This is a genomic window from Sphingorhabdus sp. (genome assembly GCF_046596595.1).
In the GTDB taxonomy this organism is placed as follows: Bacteria; Pseudomonadota; Alphaproteobacteria; order Sphingomonadales; family Sphingomonadaceae; genus Sphingorhabdus_B.
The window spans coordinates 1-4596 of record NZ_JBKJMB010000023.1 but is presented as its reverse complement, the minus strand read 5'-3'; the positions used below and the strand labels follow the sequence as shown (position 1 = coordinate 4596).

Sequence of the window (4596 nt, the reverse complement as noted above, 5' to 3'; positions counted from 1 at the left end):
CGCAACGCGGAATTCTCCCTGCCAATCCTTTTGGGCGGTACTCCATTCATGACTTGCATTACGCCCCTTTGGCAAGAGCCACAAAGTGTTATTTGTGGAAAACCGGGATGCTAACGCAAACACTTTAGGCAAAGGCGCAAACGCACGTGCGCTTATGACCGAAAATGGGGCGGTTTCCAGACGCTCAAGCGTTATACCGGCAACACGCACGCGCTTGGATAGGTCAAGCATTTCCACCGCACGCTCGAGATATTCAATTCTGCGAGAGCGCGATTCAACAAGGGTGACGTGAAAGTCAGTCAGTATGGCGATGATGAGACCTGGAAATCCGGCACCTGAGCCAAGATCTAACCATCGCATATTTGGGTGAACGTCGCCTAATAATGTTAAAAGTTGCGCACTATCGACGATATGACGCGACCAAATATGGTCTAAAGTGCTTGCGGAAATGAGATTCTGGCTTTGCGCCTCACGTTTTAGGAACGTCACAAAAAGCTCTAATTCGCCCATTGTTTCACGTGAAACATGTAACTGCTTTTGTAGCCATGTTTTCGCCTCATCGTCCGTCATGCTGCCTGCGCGACCGAAGGTGATAACCGTTTCGCATGTACCAATATGGCCGCTAATGCCGCCGGGGTAATGCCCCTAATACGCGCCGCGGCAGCCAGATTATCGGGCTTGGCGGCTTCTAGCCGCTCCACCATCTCACTCGAAAGACCCGAAATTGCCCGATAGTCAGTCGAAACGGGCAGTTTGATCCGCTCATTGGCCACCACATCGTTAATCTCGCTCTCTTGGCGGGCCAAATAGGGTGCATAACGGCCGTCTTGCTCCAACTCCATCAGGAGGTCCTGCGGCCATGCCTCCGGTCGTTCCCCTAATGCCTTTAATATTTCCACTTGCGGGAAGCGCAGCCAATCAAACAGCGACATTTTGCCTGCATCCTGCTTAACTGTCAGACCGCGTTTTATAAGAACATCCGCACTGACCTGGGTATCGAGCCTGGTCAAAAGTTCGCCTCGTCGAGTCATCCGTGCATCAAAGGCGGCGGCGCGCTCGTTGCCAACCGCGCCCACATCCATTGCCATTGCCGTGAGCCGTGAAGGCGCATTGTCCGACCGTAGACGCAGTCTGTATTCGGCTCGTGCAGTCAGCATTCGATATGGCTCGGTAACACCTTGTAAGGTCAAGTCGTCAATCATTACCGCGATGTAGCTGTTCGTTCGGTCAATGGCCGGCATTGGCTGCCCCAGAATTACAGAAGCCGCACCCAGTCCTGCGACAAGTCCCTGCGCCGCAGCCTCTTCATAGCCGGTTGTCCCGTTGATTTGACCGGCACAATATAATCCGTCGAAGCCGCGCACCTTTAAACTGGAATCAAGACATCGCGGATCGATATGATCATATTCAACCGCGTAGCCGGGAACCATTATTTCACATTGCTCGAGCCCAGTCATAGACCGAACCATATCGTGTTGAATGTCCGTCGGCAGTGACGTAGAAATCCCGTTAGGGTAGATCAAGTAGCTCTCTAAACCCTCGGGTTCCAAAAACACCTGATGACCATCACGGTCGCCAAATCTAAAAATCTTGTCCTCAATCGATGGGCAATAACGTGGCCCCCTGCCCTCGATATCACCACCGAACAATGGCGACCGGTCAAGCCCTGCGCGGATGATGTCGTGCGTCCTGGAGTTCGTGCGCGACATGGCGCAAAACAGTTGAGGCACTACGCGGCGATGCCGCATGGATGACATCGTCCAGCCGTCATCATCTGATGGCTGTAACTCGAGCTTCGCCCAGTTTATTGTCCGACCGTCCAGACGCGGAGGGGTCCCGGTTTTTAATCGCGATATGGGAAGGCCAGCACCCCGTAATTGCTTGGACAAGAGCAGCGCCGACGCCTCATCGACCCGGCCACCATCAAATCGTTCTTCGCCTCGAAACAACTTTCCGCCCAAAAACGTTCCGGTAGCGAGGATAACAGCCGAAGATGTGACGACCGAACCATCGCCAAGGACCAAGCCAGCTACGCGCATGGAGGCACCACGGCGGAAGTGCAATGCAGCTGCTTCCGCCCCGATAATGTGCAGGCCAGTAAGTTGCGCCAGCTGGTGCTGGATGGATGACTTGAACAATTTGCGGTCAGCTTGCACACGCGGGCCTTGCACCGCTGCACCTTTGGATGCGTTCAGCATTCGGTAGTGCACGGCGGAATCATCTGCTGCCTTGCCGATTAAACCGTCAAAGGCATCTACTTCGCGCACGAGATGCCCTTTTCCAAGCCCACCGATAGCCGGATTACACGACATTGCACCGATCATCTCCGGCTCGAAGCTGACCAATGCGACGCGCAGACCCATACGCGCAGCAACAGCTGCGGCCTCGGTACCGGCATGGCCACCGCCAACTACAATAATGTCAAAATCGGGTTGCATCAGCTGCACATAGACGAACAATGCGCCGTGGTCAAAACAGTGCCTGAAAATGTTTCACGTGAAACATCATTTACCGACGCAAAATTTCCCGAAAATATTGTCGAGAAGTTCTTCCGTGTGTGCACGTCCGGTCAATGCGTCGAGACTGCGACGCGCCTGACGCAGATTTTCGCCAATGATTAGCCAGTCTTCGACATCCGTGCATGCACTGAGCGCTGCCGCGACTTCTGTGAGTAACATTCTTTGCCGCGCGTTTACGGCGAACTGGTCAGGTGGTGGAATGAGGTCTTTTGCGCGCTCCGATACCGTCTGGAGAAGTTCAGTAATGCCGGTCCCCTCAAATGCCGATACATTTATCGCAGGAGGCTGTTTCTTTTCATGCCCTTCAGCGTCGCTTTTGGGTGCGACCTCAATCACGCTCGGATGTGCGGGGCCACTGCCTTCCTTTCCCAGCCACAGCAATATATCCGCTTGCTGCATTGCGGCATGGCTTCGGTCGATCCCGATGCGTTCTATAACGTCTGTGCTGTCGTCGCGAAGCCCAGCCGTATCGGTAAACAATAAGCTGATGCCCGCGACGCTCACGGGCACCTCAATCATGTCCCGCGTCGTTCCTGCAATATCGGACACAATTGCCGCGTCACGTCCGACGAGCGCATTCAGCAATGTCGACTTTCCGCTATTGGGCGGACCAGCCAAAACAACGCGCAATCCATCCTTCAACTTTTCAACGGGTGGGTTTGCGAGCGTGGCGTCTATAGCGGCGCAGATCATCCCACATCCTATTGTAATAGCGTCTTTATTCTGCGAATCGACGTCGTCTTCATCCGAAAAATCAAGTTCAGCTTCTGTAAGGGCCGAGAGGCGAAGCACCTCCTGCCGCCAGCCTTCAATTGCGGTGCTAAATGCGCCGCCGAACATGAGGCTTGCCGCCTTTCGCTGCCATTCCGTTTCCGCTGCCAAAAGATCAGCTAGGCCTTCGGCTTCGTTGAGGTCAATTCTGCCGTTTGCAAAAGCACGGCGGGTAAATTCGCCGGCTTCCGCGCGTCGGGTCAAGGGGAAGGACGCTATAGCGTCTTCAACTGCTCGCACGACCGCCCTGCCGCCATGCACGTGCAGCTCCGCCAAATCTTCACCTGTCGCACTATTGGGGCCAGGAAAGACAAGAACAAGCGCTTCATCGAGCACTTCCGTATTTCCGGGCAACCGCAGGACATTCAAGGACGCCCGTCGCGGTCGGGGCAGCTTACCAGCAAGGCCGCGGACGACGTCAAAGGCTACACCGCCGCTGATCCGGATGATCGCAATAGCCGCAGGCGGCGCGCCGCTCGACAGCGCGAAAATCGTATCTGCGGAATGCATCTACAGTCTATTTTTTGTCTTTGGGATTTAGGCCCGACATCGCTGCTTTGGCTCCAGTCTCGATCAACTGCTGGAACAGTTGCAGCCCCATTTGACCCATGGGTGCGATCTGCTTCCCGAGCTCCTGCAGCTGTTCAACCCCGCCTGCGCCATTCATGAGGTTCGTGATCTTTTCCACATAGGCCTCATTTGCCTTGGTAACATCCGGCAAACCGAGAAGCGCCCGCGCCTCTTCGGGCGAACAATCGATTTCAATGTTCATCTTCATGGGCAGAACCTCTCTTATTATCTGATGCGGACCACTATAATGACTAAGTCCAGTCACGCAATTGCGGAGAATGTCCGCCAAGGAGAAGATGATGGGTAATATGGTTCAGATTGATGCTTTGGGTGAAGATGCGCTGTTCCCGGCTTATATGGCTGCCCCAGCCACGCCAGCTAGCGCTGCCATTATCGTAATTCCCGAAATATTCGGTGTAAATCCAGGTATCAAGGCGAAGTGCGATCAGTTGGCGAACGCCGGATATCTCGCTCTCGCGCCCGATATCTTCTGGCGCTTTGCACCGGGGGTCGAGCTTAATCCTGATGTTGAATCCGAGCTTCAGGAGGCATTTGGCTATTTTGGCCAATATGATGCCAATGATGGCGTCCGCGATATTGAAGCAGCGATTCATGCCATTCGCAAAGGACTATCCAGCCACGCGCCTGTACAAAAGATCGGCTGTGTCGGTTATTGTCTGGGCGGAAGGCTGGCCTATATGGCCGCAACACGCACAGATATCAGCGCGTCGGTTGG

General features: G+C 54.5%; 5 protein-coding genes. 1 reads left to right on the top strand and 4 read right to left on the bottom strand.

Annotated features, from left to right (window positions below):
• The 4 genes from rsmG to ACLL9E_RS01935 all read right to left on the bottom strand — a co-directional run.
• On the bottom strand, positions 1–510 hold a 510-nt coding region (gene rsmG, locus ACLL9E_RS01950), incomplete at its 3' end, for a 16S rRNA (guanine(527)-N(7))-methyltransferase RsmG (protein WP_411290061.1).
• A gap of 56 nt (positions 511–566) precedes the next feature.
• The gene (gene mnmG / locus ACLL9E_RS01945) at positions 567–2438 is read right to left on the bottom strand and encodes a tRNA uridine-5-carboxymethylaminomethyl(34) synthesis enzyme MnmG (protein WP_411290060.1); all 1872 of its coding nucleotides are present in this window, start codon (positions 2436–2438) and stop codon (positions 567–569) included.
• 66 nt (positions 2439–2504) lie between these two features.
• Positions 2505–3800, bottom strand: a complete 1296-nt coding sequence (mnmE, locus tag ACLL9E_RS01940) for a tRNA uridine-5-carboxymethylaminomethyl(34) synthesis GTPase MnmE (RefSeq protein ID WP_411290059.1) — start codon at positions 3798–3800, stop codon at positions 2505–2507.
• A 7-nt stretch (positions 3801–3807) separates the two neighbouring features.
• Positions 3808–4068, bottom strand: a complete 261-nt coding sequence (locus tag ACLL9E_RS01935) for a DUF6489 family protein (protein WP_411290058.1) — start codon at positions 4066–4068, stop codon at positions 3808–3810.
• Positions 4069–4156: 88 nt separating this feature from the next.
• Here ACLL9E_RS01935 and ACLL9E_RS01930 point away from each other — a divergent pair.
• A partial coding sequence (locus ACLL9E_RS01930; protein ID WP_411290057.1) for a dienelactone hydrolase family protein occupies positions 4157–4596 on the top strand: 440 nt, incomplete at its 3' end.